A 19,501-nucleotide genomic window follows, 5' to 3' on the forward strand; every position below is an offset into this window, starting at 1 on the left:
CCCATTAAATCATATATTGGCAGATTTTTGCTTAGTAAAAATAACCATAATTACATTATATCAAATTTTATAATAGAAATTAAATTAAAATATTTATAAAAAGTTCTCCTCCGCTTTCTAAGCTACGACAATCAAAGTGACTTTTTGCATACATATGCATAATATGGTATAATTTACGATAGTTCTATGTTCCTCAAGTATTTATTTGAGGAACTTTAATTTATACGTTCTATAATAATTAATAAAAATGAAAGGGGATACATATAGTTGAAAGTAGGAGTGTTTTGGCGTAAATTTAGAAATGTTGAATTGCAAAAAAGGCTCTCCAAAGACAATATCTATGACGACGCCTACGATGAGGCCTTTCAACACATGACAGCGATTAAAGAAGCCGGTTTTGATGCCGTTTTGATTGAGTGGAAAAAAAATCCTAAGGAAACCCTTAAAGACTTGTTAAGCCAAAAGATAGATATTGTGTTCAATGCTTCATCGCTAAAAGAGGTAGCATTTCTAGAAGCATTTGGTATACCTTTTGTCGGATCCGGCCTTGACCTAGTAGCCACCAGCAAGTCGGCTCGCAAAAAACTAGTAGATTTTCATAAGCTGCCTACACCGAAGTTTTTCGTAGCAAAAAACTCAAAAAATATTCCTAAACTTTCTTTAGAATATCCATTATTTGTAAAGCCAGTAAATGGACGTGGCAGTGCCGGAATCACTGAAGAAAACATAGTTAAAAAGCCGGAAGATTTGCCTAAGGTTATCGATAACATTACACAAAAAATTGGTCAGGCTGCATTAATAGAGGAGTTTATAAAAGGCAGGGAAATCACAGTTGGAATCATAGGCAATAATAATCCAAGGATATTGCCTATTCTTGAAATTGAATACAACTCAGCCATGACTAACACTTACAAGCACAAAATGCTCGATAATGAAATCATTCACTGTCCCGCGGATTTTTCCGAAGCGGAGGAAAAAAGAATTAAAGAAACGGCAAAAAAGATATATAAAGTTTTAAATGCCAAGGATTTCGGCCGCATAGATATGATTGTAGCTAAAGATGGCACGCCTTACTTTTTGGAACTTAACACCTTCGCTGGTCTTACTATGTCTTCTGGCAAGGCTCATACCGGATATATGGGATATATGGCCAAGGCTGAAAATATGTCGGCGTCAGAATTTATTGCAAGTATTTTAAATTATGCAATAGAGCGCTACAGACTTAAAGCAGCTCATGCATTAACCTCATAGCCGATATATCGTGCCAATTATGATAAAGAATAGAGCATCCTAAGCTATTTTAAAGTAGTTTAGGATGCTCTATTCTTTATCAGTTATTTGTATAAAAAACTAATAAATAGTTTAGAAGTCACTATAACACTTAGTTCTTTGTGAAATAGGGCCAAAGCTTATTGGCCTCGGCAAAACTCTGTTTGAGGAACAGAAAATTTCTTTGTTTCCATTCGAGCCGAAAGTAGATTTTCAAGAAACTTTGCCAACCCATCATTATTGTTGCTATCTGTCACATAATTTGCTTTGCTCTTTACTTCATCTGGGGCATTGCCCATCGCCACTCCTAAGCCTGCATATTCAATCATTTCTATATCATTGATATTATCTCCAACAGCTATTATTTCTTCAGGCTTTATATTGAGTTTTTCAGATAAAACAGCAAGAGCTTTTGCTTTTGACACTCCGCCTTTTAAAATGTCAATACAATTATCTATGGCAGATGTTATTGAAATTCTATCACCATATTTTTTTGTGATTTTATCAGTAAAATCCTTTAAATCTTCCCGTCTTTTATTCCCATAGACAACTACCTTTAATGGTGCATCATCCATGGCTGCAATAGTTTTTTCAATATTTCCCGTATTTTTAACCGGTATAAAGACAAAATCCCTTAATAGATTAAAATATCCTCTCAATGAATGTTTTAATGGAGCACGTAAAAAACTTTTGAAATAATTATTGCGATAATTGGATCCTAGATATATCTTTCCTTCTCTTGTGAAAACTTGAATTTTAAAATCTTCATAATCAGCAGCCATTCTCATAACATCTACTGCTATTTCTTTTGGAAGAAGATTATAGATTATATGATTTGTATTTATGTCTTTTATAATTGCTCCATCACCACAAATAAGTGGGGCGCTTATTTGTATTTTCCGTGCTATTCTAATTGCACTAATATAATGTCTTCCGGTTGCTATAGTTACATTTATTCCTGCATCTTTTGCATTTTTAATTGCCTGCATAGTTCGAGAAGTAATAATATGGTCACTGTTAATAAGAGTACCATCAATATCCAATGCAATCAATTTAAAATCGCCATTAAATAACCTGCAAGTATTTCCTTTACACATCATTAATTCATTCCTTTTCCTTAAACCCTATCATATAATTTATTATATCGTATTGCCACATTTTTTCAATCAAAAACTAAGACCCGCTTTTTTGTTTTGCTTATTAGTAATTTATGTAAAAGACTAAAATGAACCTTAAATAATGCATTTTTATATTCAAGGTTCTTTATTTTTAGTATAGTTATAATCAAGTCAATAGGTCTTTAGTGCAGAGCATAACGGGAATCGCCGGAGCATTGTTTTCAGTTTTACCTAGTTTTTAGTTTTCGTTCATTAAGTTCCTTATCATCCAGCAATTTTGCCCGGAATATTGCGTCATCACCAAACCGGTCTTTAATTTCATCCATAACTCTGTTTAATTTCCGCTTCTTATCTTCATTATCAAACAAAGATACTTGATCGAATTCCTTGACCAGATTAGAAAGGCTCACCCCTAAAAGCCTTAGGGGGGTTTTCCCATCCCAATTACTGTAAAGGAGTTTTCTGGAAGCATTATAAATATCCTCGGTGCTGTTTGTATAAAAAATAGTAACTGAGCGTGTAATAGTATCAAAGGAAGCATATCTTAATGTAACGGTAACGGTACGGCCCATATAGTTTTCCCTACGGACCCTTCGCCCCACCTGCTCTGACAAGAACAGCAGCACTATCTCCGCATCATCAAAGGATGTTATATCTTTGGGCAGGGTAATAGAATGGCCCATAGACTTGGCGTCATCCATAGAATGTGGGTTTACAGCACTATCATCAATACCATTTGCCCAAAGGTGTAAATAACTGCCGTTTAAACCGAAGGCCTTCTCTAAAAACTCCTGTGGAGCTTCTGCCAAATCTCCTATTGTTTTTATATTCATTCGTTTAAGTTTTTCTGCCATACGCCTTCCTACTCCGAATAATTCATTTACAGGTAGGGGCCAAAGCAGTTTTGGTACATCTTCCGTAGTCAACACAGTAATAGCATTAGGTTTTTTCATATCTGAAGCCATTTTAGCCAAAAGTTTGTTACATGATACTCCTATGGAACATAATAAATCAAGCTCTTTGGCAATAGCAGCCTGTATTTTACGTGCAATAGCCACAGAATCGCCAAAGAGTCTTTCACATCCGGTAACATCAAGCCAAGCCTCATCAATGCTGAAAATCTCTATCTGAGGAGAAAATCTTCCCAGAATGCTCATCACTTTTTGGCTGGTTCTTAGGTATAAATCATAATCGGGTTTTATAAAAACAGCTTGCGGACATAGCTTTTCTGCCTGCCATTTAGGCATGGCCGTCTTTACTCCATATCGGCGAGCTTCATATGATGCCGTTAAAATAATACCATTTCTCTTTTTCGGGTCTCCCGCCACCATGACAGGCTTACCTTTAAGACTTGGATCCTTTGCCTGATGGCAGGAAGCATAAAAGGCATTCATGTCCACATGTAAAATAGGAAGCATTGACACCACCCTCTGCCAAACATATGTTCTGCTATTATTCTATCATCCCCTTACGTTAAAATCAATATGCTGTGTACCCGAGTCAGTGTCATACAAAAGTTGGAAATTTTTTTCGGATGTGGCAGACCGGCAAGGGGATATTTCGGTTTTCATAAAAAATTACTCAAAATTTAACAGCAAATTTATAAGGGCACTTGATGAGACTTGGTAAAAGTTTCATTTGGAGGCAAGAATAACACTTTATCTTAAGATAAAGGAAGAAGATAAGGGAAGGTTTAATTTGTTAAGCTTAACAAATTAAACCTTCCCTTATAACTATTACCTAGTCATTCGCAATTATCTCAAGTCTTTTACTCGCTGGGCTTTTCCTTCAAAACGCTTCAAGGAATTGGGTGCTACCAATCTTACCTTGGCATTTAGCCCTAACACCGTATAAAGTCGATGAACAATACGTTTTTCTAAAGCCTCCAGTTCTTTAAAGCGGTCGGTAAAAATTTCTTCAGTGACTTCCACTTGAACTTCTAGTTCATCCATATATCCGTTTTTAGTTACAACCAGCATATAATTAGGGGTAAGACCTTCGGATTGTACCAAAACGCTTTCTATTTGAGATGGAAATACATTCACGCCTCGGATTATAAGCATATCATCGGTTCGCCCCGATATCTTCTTCATGCGCATACTCGTCCTGCCGCAGCGGCATGGTTCCGGATTTAATGAAGATATATCTCTTGTTCTATATCGGATTATAGGGAGAGCTTCCTTTGTCAATGTTGTAATGACTACCTCCCCTTCTTCTCCATAATCCTTAGGCTCTTCAGTTACGGGATCAATGATTTCAACAATGAAATGATCTTCTGCTATATGCATACCGTCTTGAAATTGACATTCGCCGGAAACCCCCGGTCCCATCACTTCGCTAAGCCCATAATTATCGGTAACCAGAATTCCCCATCGTTTCTCTAGTTCTTGCCGCATTTCCTCAGTACAGGCTTCAGAACCAAAGAGGCCATATTTTAATGGAAGTTTTTTTGGATAAATGCCCATTTTTTCCGCCACCTCTGCCATATATAAGGCATATGACGGAGTTGAAATCAATGCTGTAGCTTCAAAGTCCTGCATAAGCATAATTTGTCGTTCAGTATTTCCTACCGACACAGGTATTACAGCCGCTCCTACTTTCTCAAGCCCATAATGAAGGCCAAAGGCTCCTGTGAAAAGCCCGTAGCCAAAAGCAACCTGAGCCATATCCTTATTAGTTACACCTGCCTGAGTTACCACTCTGGCAACGAGTTCAGACCAGGTTTCAAGGTCATTACGAGTATAACCCACTACCGTAGGTTTTCCTGTGGTGCCTGAAGAAGCATGCACTCGTAATAATTCATCCTTGGGAACAGCAAAAAGTCCAAAAGGATAATTATCTCTCAAGACATCCTTTGTTGTAAAGGGAAGTTTTCTAATATCATCCAGTTTACGAATATCCTGAGGGTGAACCCCCATTGAATCTAGAGTTTTTCTATAATAAGGCACATTATCGTAAACCCTTTTTACTGTTGCTTTTAGCCGTTCTAACTGGATTTCTTCAATGTCCTTTCGTGGTGCACACTCCCACTTTTTATTCCAAATTATTGGCACTTGGCCCCTCCTCCTTTTTTATGCAGCTATAATTTATATGAATCATTTAAGATAAATATATTTACACGACTAACAGCAGGAGGAAGATTATTAAAAGTCTAATTTTAATCACTGTCCATCCTACCGTGCTACATTTTTTATTTATTAAATCACATCTGAAATCCTGTATTCTGCCATGATACAATTTCTTTAATCTTTTTTAAAATTTACACATAATAAATATAAAATAGCAAACTCTACCTTTATTGTCAATACTTCAAATTTTTATGGTTATGTCAAGTTATGTTATATGACCTAAGGTGATTTTACACTATCAACTTTTTTAAATGCTGATAATCACAACTTTTGTTCAGTTGTATTTATTTAAGCCAAACTAATTTTCCGTCTTCTTATCATCTACGATTTTTATAATTAGATTTCTATTCCTAGGACCATCAAATTCGCAGAAAAAGATTCCCTGCCATCTACCTAAAACTAATCTTCCATCTTCGATAATAAGCATCGCTGTATCTCCAATCAATGAAGCTTTTATGTGGGCATCGGAATTTCCTTCAACATGCCTGTAACTGTCTTTGTATGGAATTAGTTTGCTTAAAGTTTCCAATATATCATTGGCAACATCTGTGTCAGCACTCTCGTTAATGGTAACTGCAGCAGTTGTGTGTGGTACAAAAATATAACAAATTCCATTTTTGACACCTGACTCGCTGACACTCTTTTGTACAATCGAAGTTATATCCAACATCTGATTTCGCCGGTCGGTCTTAATTGCGATTTTTCTCATACACATTACCTCCAAGATTTCAATCTATGCTATAGAAAGTATGTAATTATATTTCGTTACACAAAACAAAAAATCCTTTACCATTATTATAAATTGAAGGATAATCTATTTTAAAGTAGAATACGATAAGATAAGCACAACATAAATAATTGGGGACGGAACCGTCCCCAATTATTCACAATTATTCACGCTATTTTCTTCATGCCTCTGGTATTTTCTGCCGCTTGCTTGACCTCTTCGAGGCTCTTCCCAAAACTTGCCTCCATAGCCGCTGAAATAGCTCCTTCAAAGAAGGGTGAATCTGCTAGTTGTGTCTTGGATTTTATAGGCTCTTCTAAACTTTCAATAGCCATTTCTGCACTCATTACCGCACTGCCCAGATCCGGAATAATCAATACACCGTCACCGTCAAAGACCTCCATAACTTTTTCTTCAATTAGAAAGACATCGGTGCCCAGTCTGTTATCTGATGTGCCGGCAGCTACTTCAATTTTTATTTTGCCTCTTATCACTTGCTCTATTATTTCCTTAGCTCCATCTGCCATTTTTTTACTATGTGATACTAACACGATACCAACCAATGCATCACCCCATTTCACTTTGACAATATTTATCAATTATTTTTATCGTGTATTGCCTTGTATACTGCCGCTAACATAATATAGCAGGAAGTAGCACCCGGGTCCTGATGACCAATACTTCTTTCCCCTAGGTAACTAGCTCTTCCTTTTTTTGCAATTATGCCTTTAGTGTATTCTACCCCATCTTTTGCTGCTTTTACTGCCTCTTCCATGAGTTTTATATCTACAGGTGATGATTTTTTCAATACTTCTACCGCAGGTTCTAAAGCATCTATTATGGTTTTCTCGCCCTTTTCGGCTTTCCCACGCATCTTAATGCCTTCAAGAGCAGCATCCAAAATTATTGGCAAATCATTAAAATCAAGTTCTTTTTTGGCTCCAACCGCTTGACCTGCCCTCATAAATGCTGTACCGTACAAGGGGCCGGAAGCGCCACCGACGGTCGATACTAGCGTCATTCCTACGGTTTTCAAGATACTGCCACAGTCCTTATCACCCATTGTGGATATTTTTTCATTGACAGCTTTAAAACCTTTTGACATATTTATACCGTGATCAGCATCACCAATAGCTGAATCAAGTTCCGTCAAAAAATCCTTATTTTCCTGAATATCATGTGCTATCAGATTTATAATTTCGATTAATTCTGCACTATTTACTGCCAAGTCTCCCGTCTCCTTTCAAAAGATGCATCATAATTGTCTTAAAGCAGGAGTATCGGCCTGGGCATCCAATAATTGTTTTAATTCATCATCCAATTTTAATAAGGTGATTGATGCTCCGGCCATTTCAATTGAGGTCATAAATTCTCCTACAAAGGTTTTGTATACTGAAATTCCTTTTTCTTTCAATATTTGACTCACTCTACGATTCATTATGAACTGTTCCATAAGGGGTGTGGCACCAAGGCCATTTATCATTACCGCTACTTCATCCCCTGATTTATACGGTATATCATTTATTATTTTATCCATCAGATGATCCACTAACTCATCAGCTTTCATAATATGTGTACGCTTAGTTCCAGGTTCTCCGTGAATGCCCATTCCTATTTCCATTTCATCCTCTGCCAGAGTAAAAGTAGGTTTCCCTGCAGCAGGTACTATACAAGGTGTTAGTGCCATCCCCATGCTTCTAGTGTTTTTAATAACTTTTTCTGCCACCGCTTTTACGTCTTCCAGAGTTCCTCCGGCTTCAGCCTTTGCTCCTGCAATCTTGTGCACAAAAACTGTTCCGGCAATGCCGCGCCGACCTGTTGTGTAAAGGCTATCTTCAACGGCTACATCATCATTTACCAGCACACTTGCCACTTTGATTCCCTCAGCTTCAGCCATTTCTCCTGCCATCTCAAAATTCATAACATCACCGGTATAGTTTTTTATTATCAGTAACACACCGGCACCGCCATCAACGGCCTTTATTGCTTCAAAAACTTGGTCCGGGGTTGGAGATGTAAAGACCGCACCGGCAACTCCGGCATCAAGCATGCCCTTACCCACAAAACCCGCATGAGAAGGCTCGTGACCACTGCCTCCGCCTGATACCAGTGCAACTTTTCCCTTCACTGGAGCATTAGCTCTTACAATAACATCAAATCCATCGAGTTTTCGCACATACTGTGGGTAGGCCGCCACCATACCTTCCAACATCTCTTGTACGACATTTTCGGGATTATTAATAATCTTTTTCATAGAAACCCTCCTAAAAAAAATGATTTATACTATTATATAATAGCATAAATCATACCAACGTTAAAAGCCTTAATACATGCGCCTTTTATAATTTTCAAAAATAATAGTTGGTAATTTTTATCAACCTGCGTCTTTTACTACTTCTCGAATAATATCGTAATTATCATCGTAAGCAACAACAAAACCGTTAATCACCGAGCTGCCTTTCTTGTTATCTTTATAATTTATGAAAGCATTCTTTAGTTTCTCTATTGTTTCCGGCTCCAAACCGGGACGAACTGCTATACAGTCTTTCGGTATCGGATCGGTCTGAGCTAAATATACAAGCTTACTTACATCAAGGCCTCTATGTTTTGCATCATCTATCGCTTCGGAATAAGTAGCGCCTACTTTAATTGAGCCCGACAGTACCGCTTCTACTACATTACTATGTGTTCCAAGAAATAATTGTTCTTGTAAATCTCTGTCAGGATTTATCCCGGCCTTTTTCAAAAGCATCCTTGGATAAGCATAGCCGGAAGCTGATTTAGGGTCTACAAATGCTACCCGCTCCCCTTTTACGTCTTTTAAATCTTTTATGCCGGACTCTACAGTTGTAATAATAAATCCCAAATAGCTGGGTGCTCCATTTACAACAGGTGTTACTAATGGAATAATCGGAGCCTTATTTCTGGCATTTACATAGGCTAAAGGCGAAAACCATCCCACATCAACGATACCGTCGATTAAGCTGTTAGACAGTGCGTCATAGTCGGTAGCTACCAGAACTCTTGGGATAAGACCGATTTTATTACATATAGCATTAATTACAGGAAGGTATAAAGACTTTATAACTTCAGGACTTAGTGCGGGATTTATGCCAAAAATTATTTCATCTTTGCTTTTTAGATAAGTAGACTGTTTTTGCAGAGAGTACACTTTTTGCACTAGTTTCTCGGCTATCACCAAAAGCTCATCATTGCATTTTTCTTGATCCTTTATTAGAAAAGCTACTTTTGTGGTGGAATCTGCAGTTGATGCAGTCTTTTCTGAAAGCGTCATAAATATTTCCGTTAAGTATTCGGAAACCTTTGCTTGTTCTTCAGAAGAATCAAATAATTTACTGTTAAGCTCTGATATATCCTCAAATACAGCAACAGCTTCATTCATTACATCTTTTCCTATTTGCATCTTTGCATTTGTGTTTTGTAATCCGGTAACACCTTCTTTAGATATTTGGCATGCCTTAACTATACCTTCATTTATCATATCTGCAGTGTCATGTATCTCTTGAGCTTTTTCTCTACTCCGTTCTGCAAGCTTTCTAATTTCATTTGCCACAACGCTAAAGCCTCGACCGGCCTCACCGGCTCTGGCTGCTTCTATGGCCGCATTTAGGGCGAGCAGGTTCGTCTGCTGTGCTATATGCTTAGTAAAACTTACAAAATCCTTTACTTTTTCTGTAAGCCCCAACAAGGCTTCAATTTCAGCGGAAGATTTGTCTATTTGAGAAGTAACTTGTGCTAAGGCATACTCTACTTCACTTATAGCTGTACTTCCCTCTTCCACTTTTTTTGAGTAATCCCTTGATATTTGAGAAACCATTGCAGCCGTTTCTTTTAATTTTGATGCCAAAAGCGATAGAGCTTTAAGCTCTTCTGAGCCGCTAGCTGCATTTGCACTTATCTCCTGTGAATGGCAAGATATATCGTCAATAAATCTCACCAAAATTTTTACCGTGTCAGCATTTTTTGCAACTATCCACTTTAATTCATGAGCATCATAACCTACCTGCTCACTCAGATGAAGTATTTCGCTTTGATTGGCTTGGCTGTTCGAGGTCATAACCGCATTATCAATATGAGATTTCAAGTTTACCATTTTTTGACCCCTTCTCAGTATACTTTACTCAATTATACCATATCTTCTAGCTTTTGCCGCAACGGTTTTATGGGTTATCCCTAAAGCCTTACCGGCGGCATTAAAGCTTTTATATTTTTTTAGAGCCACTTTTATTATGGCCTTTTCGTAATCATCAAAGGTAGCCAACTCTCCATCCATGTTTAAGTTTATAAGAGGTTGTTTTTTTTCTATAATCTTACCGGTTATATATTGGGGAAGATCCCATGCATCAATCACTTCGCTATCGGTCAGATTTATAACTCGTTCAATAATATTCTCCAATTCTCGAACATTTCCGGGCCAATCATAATTGTATAAATATCCAATAGCTCTTTTCGACATAATTTTATTTTTCAAGCCTAACTTTTTACAGAGTTTTTCAAGAAAATGCTCGACAAGTAAAGGAATGTCATCTTTTCTCTCTCTTAGACTTGGCAGCATTACAGGTACCACATTCAATCGATAGTAGAGATCTTCACGAAAATCACCTTTGCTTACCATTTCCCTTAAATTTCGATGGGTTGCAGCTATTATTCTGACATCAGTTTTTAAAACCTGATTTCCTCCTACTCTTTCAAATTCCCGCTCCTGTAAGACTCTAAGAAGTTTTGCTTGTAAATTTTTATCCAATTCACCTATTTCGTCAAGAAATATAGTGCCGCCATTTGCTAATTCAAACTTACCGATTTTTTGATAAATAGCGCCGGTAAAGGCACCTCTTTCGTGGCCAAAAAGTTCACTTTCCATTAAATTGGCCGGTATACCGGGACAATTTACCTTTATAAAAGGCCCTTTACAGCGGCTGCTAGCACGGTGGATTGCTTCGGCTACCAATTCTTTTCCCGTACCGCTTTCTCCTTGTAAAAGAACAGTAGAAGAAGTTTTGGCTGCCTTAGCGGCAATACCTAAAGCTGCCAATAACTTTTCACTGCGACCAATAATATTGCTAAAGGCTTCATCAAGTTTAAATGTTTCTTTTTGAGATATTTTGAAACCTAACTCGTTCTTTTGGCTATAATCTAATAATTGTTCAGAAAGTGGCAATCCCATTTGGGAAGCATGCTTGTTAAAAATTATAGAATATCCGGCGATTTCACCTTCAACAAATATTGGATTAACATCTGCCGATATAATTTTTTGTTCGTCTTTTTTTGCCGATCCCTTAACCCTAATCCTGTTAAATGACCCACCACTCAAATCTATACCTGGAATGACTTCTTGAATCGAATTACCAATGATATATTGTTTATTTATACCCATTAAATTCTCTACAATCCTATTGCACTGTATTATGGTGCCTTGTTTATTTGTGACGATAAGGCCAAGACCTATACTGTCAAAGATTTTATCGGCTTTAATCATATTTTCTTCTAAAATATCATCCACCTGCTCTAATTCTGCAGAATTCTGAGGCAATAAATCGCGTTTGAGCAATTCTTCAAAACATTCTATTGCATCATTTGCATTTGGCCCCTTTGCTACTATTGTAATACATTCTCCGGGTTTTATATTCAATGAGTGAATAGCCATCAATGCAGTAGCAGGCACTTCCCTTCCGGCTTGATTGCGGATATATACGCTTGTGCCCATTGTATTTTCTATCTCATAAGCCTTTTGGACTATCATTGCCGCAGCTCTGATATGCATTCCTTTAGGATGGGTAAAAACAGCATTTTTTTGAAACAAGGCTTTTCACCCTTTCGCTTCTGTCCAAAAATTATATTTATGTTTTTATTCAGCATTTCCCGTAGCAATTACATCAATGCCTGTTCCAACTACATTTTCTGCAACTACATCACCAACTTTAACAGGTTGAGCTACTACAATATCTTTTAATTCAAACATAGCTTTCTTCAATAATTTTTTAGGAATAGGCTCTTTTGTCTTTACCGGCAGTACTCTGCCACCTTGAAGTTTTAACGTTGTAGTAAGTATCCTTCGCGGGTCTAATACTTCATTTTTAGCATATTCTATACCGCGTTTACAACCATAATTTTCTATATTGACAACTTCGTTGTCTACAACTTTTACATCGATTTGACATCCTTTCGGACAAATAATACAAGTCACTGTTTTATTAATTTCCATTATCCACACCTTCTTCCTGAAGGGAAAATTTTAAGGTCTTAATATCTTTATTTGCAAGTTCTTCTTTTTTAAGTTCAATATTTATCATTTCGCTAGGCTTTATGTGCTGGAGTACTTTTGCACGGATAAGGCCATCTTCCGATTCTATAAATAAACGTGCCTTTTCCATAGGTCTTGTGCTACGCATAAAAAAGTTTTGTTTTTCATCCAGAATATTTTCAGCATCAATCAATTGCGGCACAACATATCTAATATCAGAACCTGGTGAAACCTTAATGAATTTTTGCTGTGGCATCTTATTTTTCAGGTAATTTACGGCGCCACGGCCTGCAAGCCTTGATTCCATAGTAACAAAATCTACTAAGTCATGAACATGGACTACGTTGCCGCATGCAAAAATTCCAGGTACCGAGGTTTCCATTCTCTGATTTACCACCGGCCCCCCGGTAACATTATCTATTTGAATATCAGCCATCTTTGAGAGCTCATTTTCCGGAATCAATCCTACTGATAGCAGTAAAGTATCACAGCTAATAAATTTTTCGGTTGACGGAATAGGATTTAGTTTATCATCCACTTGAGCAATTGTTACACCTTCAACTCTATTTCTGCCATGGATGTATGTGACAGTATGGCTTAAAAGCAGTGGAATATCAAAATCCTCCAAGCACTGGACAATATTTCGCGTAAGGCCGTTTGAGTAAGGCATTATTTCCGCTACACATTTTACCTTTGCCCCCTCAAGAGTAAAGCGACGCGCCATGATAAGACCTATATCACCTGAGCCTAAAATAACTATTTCCTTGCCGGGCATGTAGCCTTCGATGTTTACAAATCTCTGGGCGGTGCCTGCCGTAAAAATCCCTGCAGGACGGTAGCCCGGAATATTTATAGCACCCCTGGTTCTTTCCCTGCATCCCATGGTAAGTATTACTGCATCAGCTTTGATTTGGAGCAATCCTTTTTTATGACTGACAGCGATTATTTGCTTATCTTCTGTCAAATCTATAACCATAGTATCTAGCAAGACTTCTATACCTATTTCCTCAAGCTCTTTAATGAATCTGTCGGCATATTCGGGACCTGTAAGTTCTTCTTTGAAAACATGAAGACCAAAACCGTTATGGATACACTGTTGTAAAATTCCTCCCAGACCGGAATCCCGTTCTATAAGCAAAATATCCTTTGCACCATGTTTTTTTGCTTCAATTGCAGCAGCAAGCCCTGCAGGACCACCGCCTATTATTACAAGTTCTTTAGTTATCATTTTGGTCACCGCCTTCGTCCTGTAGAAATTCCTTTATACGACCAACCAGCATATTTGAACCCGGACCCTTTTTAGTTATTTCCAAAGGATCTGCTCCAAGTTCTTTTGTTAATATTTCCAGCACTCTCGGAGAGCAAAAACCTCCTTGACACCGTCCCATGCCGGCACGAGTTCTCCTTTTTACCGCATCTATACTGCGAGCACCTACCGGCCTCCTTATAGCATCAATAATTTCCGCTTCGGTAACAGTTTCGCATCTGCAAATCACATGGCCGAATGCAGAATTTTGTTCAATAAGCTTTCTGCGTTCTTCACTGCCTAATTCCCTAAACCTGTATTTTTTTGGCCTATGAGGAATAAAATCTTTTTTCTTTTTTAAATCAAGGCCTGCATCTTGCAGTATATCTTTTACCATGAGTGCTATAGCAGGTGCTGAAGTTAGGCCGGGTGACTGTATACCGCCCACATTGATAAAGCCTTTAACCAATTTAGATGCTTCAATTATAAAGTCATTAGTGTTAGATACTGCTCTTAGCCCTGCAAAAGATGTGATTACATTTTTTAAAGGTAGATTTGGCACAAGCTTCCTTCCACCAGTTATAATTTCTTCGATTCCGGCAGCATTTACACTTGTGTCATATTTATCTTCAATATCGTTTGAATTGGGGCCTATAAATATGTTTCCATCAACAGTCGGGCATACTAAAATACCTTTAGATATTTTAGTCGGAGTTGGGAAAATTGCTTTTTTTACCATATTTCCAAATTGCTTATCAAATATGAGATATTCGCCTTTGCGAGGAGTTATCGTATATTCTTCAGCGCCAGCCATTTTTGAAATCTCATCGGCAAATAGGCCGGCGGCATTTATCACATATTTTGTTTTAATGTTTCCCTTTGGAGTCTTTACCAAAAAACAATAGTCTCCCATTACTTCTATATCAGTTACTGGCGCATTAAGCCAAAATTTTACTCCATTTTGATTGGCATTTTCCGCTAAAGCAATAGTAAGCTCATACGGGCAAACAAGCCCACCGGTCGGAGCATCAAGTGCTGCTCGAGCATCGGGATTTAGATTAGGTTCTAAAGCATGTAGTTCATCTTTTCCAATAATCCTTAACGGATTTACGCCATTCATCTTGCCTTTCTTAAGCAATTCATCAAGAGCATTCACTTCTTCTTCGTTTACAGCAACAACAAGAGAGCCATTCATTTTAAATGGTACATCAAGTTCTTCACACAGCGCAGGATAAAGCTTATTTCCCGCTACATTGAGTTTTGCTTTCCACGTACCCGGTGTTGCATCAAAACCGGCATGCACTACAGCACTATTAGCTTTGCTGGTACCACAAGCCACATCCTCTTCTTTTTCCACTAAAGTAATATTGATATCATAGCGAGACAGCTCACGAGCAATTGAACAGCCAGTTACTCCTGCCCCAATAATTACTATGTCTTCCATTTTATTCCTCCCCAAATTAGGAAAACCACACCCTATATAAAGGTGTGGTTCTCCTTATTCTCCGCCACAGCTTCTAAATCTTATTGCATCTTTTTTTCACTAAAAAAGTAGATTTTATTATTTATCTTCCCAATCCATTGACCGTTTTACGGCTTTTTTCCAACCCTTATATAAGCGTTCTTTTGTATCAATATCCATTTGAGGTTTGAAAGTTCTGTCTATCTGCCATTTAGCCGAAATATCATTTTTATCTTTCCAGTAGCCCACTGCAAGGCCGGCAAGATAGGCAGCACCTAGTGCCGTAGTTTCAATTACCTTAGGTCTGTCAACGGGAACACCTAAGATGTCAGACTGGAATTGCATCAAGAAGTTATTGGCAACTGCTCCGCCATCAACTTTTAGACTCTTCAAAGTGATACCAGAATCTTTCTGCATGGCTTCCAGTACATCACGGGTCTGATAGCAAATAGACTCCAGAGCTGCTCTGACAATATGTTCTCTTTTTGCGCCACGGGTAAGTCCAAGAATAGCGCCACGTGCATACATGTCCCAGTAAGGTGCTCCAAGTCCAACAAACGCAGGTACCAGATATACGCCATTGTTGTCTTCCACTTTTGTTGCAAGTTCTTCACTCTGAGCGGCATTATCAAGCACTCTGAGCTCATCGCGCAGCCACTGTATTACAGCACCGGCTATAAAGATGCTTCCTTCTAAAGCATACTCGACCTTTCCATCTGCACCCCAGGCAATTGTAGTAAGAAGACCACTCTTGGATTCAACAGCCTTCTCACCGGTATTCATCAACATGAAGCAACCTGTTCCATAGGTGTTCTTAGCCATACCGGGAGCATAGCAAGCCTGACCGAACAAAGCAGCCTGCTGATCTCCTGCATCACCGGCTATTGGAATTTCTCCACCAAACACTTCCGTAGTTGTATATCCATAAATGTGACTTGACGGCATAACCTTAGGAAGCATTGCTCTTGGTATATTTAACTCTTTGAGTATTTCGTCATCCCAATCCAGTTTATGGATATTAAATAACATTGTTCTGGAGGCATTGCTATAGTCGGTAACATGGACTTTACCACCCGTCAGGTTCCATATAAGCCATGTATCAATGTTGCCGAATAACAATTCACCCTTTTCAGCCTTTTCCCTGGTACCTTCAACATTATCAAGAATCCATTTTACTTTAGTTCCTGAAAAATAAGCATCAACGACTAAGCCGGTCTTCTCTCGAATTTTTTCAGTAAGGCCGCGAGCTTTCAGATCATCACAAATCGGAGCGGTTCTGCGGCACTGCCATACAATAGCATTATAGACAGGTTTTCCCGTATTCTTATCCCATACAACCGTAGTTTCTCTCTGGTTTGTAATGCCTATGGCGGCAATATCATTCACCGATAGGCCACATTTTAAAAGCACCTCTTTGGCAACACCTATTTGGCTTCCCCAAATTTCCATAGCATCGTGCTCGACCCAGCCGGGTTTGGGATAAATCTGTGTAAATTCCCGATTGGTAACACCCTTGATCAAGCCATTTTCATCAAAAATGATAGCCCTCGAACTGGTTGTTCCCTGGTCTAAAGCCATAATGTACTTAGGCACTATACATTACCTCCCTGTAATATATTATTTTATTTTAAATATGTGAAATCTTCTAATAATCTAATTATTATACATATAACTGGCATTTTAGTATTTTACGCAATAATAATTATTACAATTTTGTGTATTTAAGATTTATACATATAGGCAGTAAAGAATATATCCTCCTAAAACTCCCCCAATAATTGCATTTATTACCATGCCTATACCTTTACCTACATCATCACCTGATAGAGCCGAAGCAACAAATAATCCTGTTCCGGCTGCCCATGCCATATCTATCCAAGCATCACCAGACTGAAAGATTAAACCCACACCGTGGTTGAGAGTCCATGTTGTCCCAACTATAAAGCCGGCAGCAAGCCAACCACCGATAGGTCCGAAGTTATCACAGAGTTTCCCCCATACGAGTCTGAGTAAAAACGGAAATATAAAACCACCAGCCATAGTAGCAATAATCTTTGGAAATGCCATTTTATGACCTCCCCTATTTTTTAATCAAATTACATAGAGATGTCTTTTTTCGAGGCATCTCTTTCTGCCCAAGTCTTCTCGACTGCAACCGCAACAGTACCCCCTATAATACCACCGATAACCACAAAAGCTAATGTCGGTAAAGAAGCCACTCCAGCTGCAGAACCTTTAAGAAATACGTCTCTCATTGTACCGGTTATTGCTATGCCAAGTGCCATATCAACAAATGCACCTTCGTTGGCGATAAGACCCAAAAAGTGATTTAAAAACCACATAACCGAGATAATTATAAAACCAGCAAACCAGCCTCCTCCAATACCATACGTGTCTGCAAAAGCTCCCCATACTGACATTACGAAAATACCGGCAATTGCAAAACCAATGATTGATCCAAGGTTTTTCACTAATGTCACCTCCATTTTTTTTAACCTCTTAGTGATTACAACAGATTGAAACATTGCTAATTTTTATTACATGAGCCACCCCCTTTTTTGATTAAATTTAGGTAAATTAAAAGTCCTTCCAAGGCAAATAATTTGACACAAAGATATCGTCATACTATTCACCCAGGAAGGACTTTCTCCTTATCTCCAAGTCCTCAAAAGGTATAGTCCCATATATCCTCTTTTGTAACTGATATAGCCCAAGCCCCTTCTTTTATAGCTGCCTCTACTTCGTCTATATCCTCGATTAACCCACCGGCTATAACCGGATGCCTTACTCTTTGGCATACTCTTCCAATTACTTTGGGTATAACTGCCGGCAAAATTTCTATCGCATTAGGATTCACATTTTTTACAGATTTTTCTGCGGTATCTACAGCTAAACTGTCAAGAACAAATATTCTTTGAATGGTGAACAAGCCTTCACTTTTAGCACAATTTACTAGATTTGCTCTAGTTGTGATAACTCCATCTGGTTTAATCTCCTGGGCAATATATTTTATGCCCATACTATCCTTGCTTATACCTTCAAGCAAGTCAATATGTAAAAAAATTCTTTTACCTGCTCTTTTTACATGTTCTACTATATTCTTAATATTGAGTATATTTCCTGTTAATAAAAAGATACATCTAGACTTTTTTGATATTGCTATATCGAGCTTATCAACATCTCTTATAGCCGGTATCACCGGGAAACTCTTTAAATCTTCTATTATTTCTGTTTCGTTCAAACCATCACCTCTGTTTCGCCTCGGTAATACCCCGGAAAATTTATTCAATTATCGCATCTTTATAGAATATATTATGCAAAAACTGTGCCAAGGATGTCTTATTGATTTTCTAACAGTTCGAGGTTTCTGTCTTGGTAAAAAGTATCAACTTTTATTGTTGTTTATAAGTTTCTTGATACTTTTTACCAATTGGCTATTCATTTCACTTTTTGCCCTAGTTTATTCTCTTTACCTGCTAATAGTCTCTTAACATTATCTCGATGTCTATATATGGCAATTATGCCGAGAGTTAGTCCTGTCATTACATATTTTGCCGGATATTTAAATATGAGCAACAGTATTGGTAATAAGACCGCAGCAGTTATGGATCCCAGTGAAACATAACGCGATATGGCAACAACCAACACACCTATTATGCAAAGTATTAATCCAACTTTTGGAAAAAGGCCTATAATCGTCCCAAAACTTGTTGCTATGCCTTTTCCCCCTTTAAAGCCAAGAAAAATAGACCAGTCATGCCCAACAACAACTGCAATAGCAGATAGTAGTGCCAAATTTTCTCCGCCGAAAAATTTTCCTAGTAAAACCATTACAAGTCCCTTTAATAAGTCGGCAGTAAAAACTATCATGGCAGGTTTTACGCCAAGCACTCTGAGCACATTGGTAGAACCTGGATTGCCGCTACCGTATCGGCGGATATCAGTCGAATATAATTTACTACAAATAAGATATGCAAAAGAAATAGAACCTACTAAATAACTTACAATCAAAAATATGATAGTTTTTAACAAGGCTGCCCACCTTTCAAAAGATTTTTAACAATTTCTAATTCACTTAATATTGTACATTATGTTCTATTAAAAGTCAAACAGTTTTTTTGACCATTTTAGCTATTTAAAACTAGTTTACTTGTCTTTTGTTATATTGTATTTATATTTAATTAAATTTATGTCTTTATAAACAAAAAGCCCGTAAAGAGGGCTTTGTCATCGGAAACATTTATACAGGGGGTTTGTAGGGGCGGTCATCGACCGCCCGCTCGACCGCT

General features: G+C 37.9%; 18 protein-coding genes. 1 reads left to right on the forward strand and 17 read right to left on the reverse strand.

The genetic code is table 11. From position 1 onward, the window contains the following. The first annotated feature begins 267 nt into the window (after window positions 1-267). Window positions 268-1,251 (forward strand): ATP-grasp domain-containing protein, encoded by a 984-nt coding sequence (locus BUC45_RS10970; protein WP_296972343.1) that lies wholly within the window; start codon window positions 268-270, stop codon window positions 1,249-1,251. 158 nt (window positions 1,252-1,409) lie between these two features. Here BUC45_RS10970 and BUC45_RS10975 read toward each other — a convergent pair whose 3' ends face one another. The 17 genes from BUC45_RS10975 to plsY form a co-directional block, all read right to left on the reverse strand. Further along, window positions 1,410-2,369 (reverse strand): Cof-type HAD-IIB family hydrolase, encoded by a 960-nt coding sequence (locus BUC45_RS10975; protein WP_296972344.1) that lies wholly within the window; start codon window positions 2,367-2,369, stop codon window positions 1,410-1,412. A gap of 245 nt (window positions 2,370-2,614) precedes the next feature. Beyond that, window positions 2,615-3,805: a DNA polymerase IV gene (locus BUC45_RS10980; RefSeq protein WP_013777694.1), complete on the reverse strand. Its 1,191-nt coding sequence runs from the start codon at window positions 3,803-3,805 to the stop codon at window positions 2,615-2,617. 336 nt (window positions 3,806-4,141) lie between these two features. Next, entirely contained in the window at window positions 4,142-5,434 is a 1,293-nt protein-coding gene (locus BUC45_RS10985) for a phenylacetate--CoA ligase (protein WP_041591488.1), read from the reverse strand. 379 nt (window positions 5,435-5,813) lie between these two features. Then, the gene (locus tag BUC45_RS10990; RefSeq protein ID WP_013777692.1) at window positions 5,814-6,224 is read right to left on the reverse strand and encodes a secondary thiamine-phosphate synthase enzyme YjbQ; all 411 of its coding nucleotides are present in this window, start codon (window positions 6,222-6,224) and stop codon (window positions 5,814-5,816) included. A gap of 185 nt (window positions 6,225-6,409) precedes the next feature. Beyond that, entirely contained in the window at window positions 6,410-6,823 is a 414-nt protein-coding gene (dhaM, locus tag BUC45_RS10995; protein WP_296972346.1) for a dihydroxyacetone kinase phosphoryl donor subunit DhaM, read from the reverse strand. Window positions 6,824-6,837: 14 nt separating this feature from the next. Next, window positions 6,838-7,470: a dihydroxyacetone kinase subunit DhaL gene (gene dhaL, locus BUC45_RS11000; protein WP_013777689.1), complete on the reverse strand. Its 633-nt coding sequence runs from the start codon at window positions 7,468-7,470 to the stop codon at window positions 6,838-6,840. A gap of 27 nt (window positions 7,471-7,497) precedes the next feature. Further along, entirely contained in the window at window positions 7,498-8,496 is a 999-nt protein-coding gene (gene dhaK / locus BUC45_RS11005) for a dihydroxyacetone kinase subunit DhaK (RefSeq protein ID WP_013777688.1), read from the reverse strand. Between the two features lie 120 nt (window positions 8,497-8,616). After that, window positions 8,617-10,356, reverse strand: a complete 1,740-nt coding sequence (phnD, locus tag BUC45_RS11010) for a phosphate/phosphite/phosphonate ABC transporter substrate-binding protein (RefSeq protein WP_296972348.1) — start codon at window positions 10,354-10,356, stop codon at window positions 8,617-8,619. 24 nt (window positions 10,357-10,380) lie between these two features. After that, a complete protein-coding gene (locus BUC45_RS11015) occupies window positions 10,381-12,063 on the reverse strand; it encodes a sigma 54-interacting transcriptional regulator (RefSeq protein WP_013777686.1) in 1,683 nt (560 codons plus the stop codon). Window positions 12,064-12,108: 45 nt separating this feature from the next. Beyond that, on the reverse strand, window positions 12,109-12,465 hold the full coding sequence (locus BUC45_RS11020; RefSeq protein ID WP_013777685.1) for a DUF1667 domain-containing protein: 357 nt from the start codon (window positions 12,463-12,465) through the stop codon (window positions 12,109-12,111). Next, window positions 12,455-13,732 (reverse strand): FAD-dependent oxidoreductase, encoded by a 1,278-nt coding sequence (locus tag BUC45_RS11025; protein WP_013777684.1) that lies wholly within the window; start codon window positions 13,730-13,732, stop codon window positions 12,455-12,457. The genes BUC45_RS11020 and BUC45_RS11025 overlap by 11 nt, the downstream gene beginning before the upstream one ends. Continuing rightward, window positions 13,722-15,194: an NAD(P)/FAD-dependent oxidoreductase gene (locus BUC45_RS11030; RefSeq protein WP_296972349.1), complete on the reverse strand. Its 1,473-nt coding sequence runs from the start codon at window positions 15,192-15,194 to the stop codon at window positions 13,722-13,724. The genes BUC45_RS11025 and BUC45_RS11030 overlap by 11 nt, the downstream gene beginning before the upstream one ends. Window positions 15,195-15,311: 117 nt before the next feature. Then, on the reverse strand, window positions 15,312-16,805 hold the full coding sequence (gene glpK / locus BUC45_RS11035) for a glycerol kinase GlpK (RefSeq protein WP_013777682.1): 1,494 nt from the start codon (window positions 16,803-16,805) through the stop codon (window positions 15,312-15,314). Window positions 16,806-16,940: 135 nt separating this feature from the next. Then, a complete protein-coding gene (locus BUC45_RS11040; protein ID WP_296972352.1) occupies window positions 16,941-17,279 on the reverse strand; it encodes a hypothetical protein in 339 nt (112 codons plus the stop codon). Between the two features lie 29 nt (window positions 17,280-17,308). Continuing rightward, on the reverse strand, window positions 17,309-17,683 hold the full coding sequence (locus BUC45_RS11045; protein WP_213974738.1) for a hypothetical protein: 375 nt from the start codon (window positions 17,681-17,683) through the stop codon (window positions 17,309-17,311). A 194-nt stretch (window positions 17,684-17,877) separates the two neighbouring features. Beyond that, on the reverse strand, window positions 17,878-18,453 hold the full coding sequence (locus BUC45_RS11050) for a glycerol-3-phosphate responsive antiterminator (protein ID WP_213974737.1): 576 nt from the start codon (window positions 18,451-18,453) through the stop codon (window positions 17,878-17,880). Between the two features lie 197 nt (window positions 18,454-18,650). Further along, on the reverse strand, window positions 18,651-19,244 hold the full coding sequence (plsY, locus tag BUC45_RS11055; protein WP_213974736.1) for a glycerol-3-phosphate 1-O-acyltransferase PlsY: 594 nt from the start codon (window positions 19,242-19,244) through the stop codon (window positions 18,651-18,653). Window positions 19,245-19,501: the final 257 nt, after the last annotated feature.

The sequence above is a fragment of the Tepidanaerobacter sp. EBM-38 genome, assembly GCA_001896545.1.
Lineage (GTDB): Bacteria > Bacillota > Thermosediminibacteria > Thermosediminibacterales > Tepidanaerobacteraceae > Tepidanaerobacter.